Source organism: Oleiphilus sp. HI0043, from assembly GCF_001634935.1.
Window position 1 is genome coordinate 1 of sequence record NZ_LWEY01000524.1, and the last position, 1,023, is coordinate 1,023.

At 45.9% G+C, this 1,023-nt stretch carries 2 protein-coding genes; one reads left to right on the plus strand and one right to left on the minus strand.

What is annotated here, in order from left to right; translation table 11 throughout:
* Window positions 1–325 (plus strand): Rid family detoxifying hydrolase (locus A3729_RS06490; protein ID WP_068633443.1); only part of this gene is annotated, 325 nt, incomplete at its 5' end.
* Here A3729_RS06490 and A3729_RS06495 read toward each other — a convergent pair.
* On the minus strand, window positions 322–1,023 hold a 702-nt coding region (locus A3729_RS06495), incomplete at its 5' end, for a sugar nucleotide-binding protein (RefSeq protein WP_068633445.1). The genes A3729_RS06490 and A3729_RS06495 overlap by 4 nt on opposite strands.

Below are 1,023 nucleotides of genomic sequence, written 5' to 3' on the forward strand. Positions count from 1 at the left end.
AGTCGGCGAGACCGTTTTTTTATCTGGCCAGATCCCGCTGGACCCAAGTACGATGAGCCTGGTAGAAGGCGATATCAGCACGCAAATCACGCGAGTATTTGATAACCTTACCGCTGTATGCAATGCCGCAGGCGGTACACTTCAAGACATAGTTAAACTCAATATTTTCCTGACAGACCTAGGACACTTCGCCACCGTGAATGAAATCATGGCCAAGTATTTTGAAGCGCCTTATCCCGCAAGAGCCGCCATTGGCGTCGCATCACTACCTAAAGATGCTCAGGTTGAAATGGATGGCATAATGGTGATGAATTCATCTATTTAGGTTTGTCTTAACATCGCCTGATAACCTTCTCGGAAAGTCGGATAGTGAAGTTGATAAGCACTATCCAACATTCGCCTATTGGAACACTGCTTATTTCCGCTTCGCCGTTTTGCCTGCTCGGAAGGTTGGGTATTGATGGTCAGCCCCAAGTGCTCTGCTAGCCAGATAATCACTTCATTAAGATCTACTGGTTCACTATCACTAGCAAGATATAGCGGCTCCAACGCTGAGCCTTGAGCATTCAAGCGAATTAAGTGCTCAATAAAACCCACGCAATCATCTTCATGAATACGGTTACTTCGACGTAAGGCTTTACTTAAAATAGCCGCGCCACTTTCCGCAGACTGCTTTACCTGATTAATTAACTGGCGACGAGAACCACCATAGATCCCGCTAAAACGAATAATCGTGCTGGGTATGCCGCTGTGTCGAAGTAGACCTTCCGCTTCAAAGATAAGCTTTCCTGAAAACTGTTTTGGTTCACAAGGGCTTTGCTCATCTATCCAACTATCATCATTCTGGTGATAGACACTGCTACTGGAAACAAAGATCAATCGCTTTAAGCGCTTCGGATTAGGAAGCATCGTAAGCGTGTTTTCTAAACCCGTGACATAGGTATCACGATAAGCCTGTTCGGTGCGCTGGGAAGGCGTCAGGCAATAAATCAGGTAATCAACACCATCAGTCAGGACTTGTGA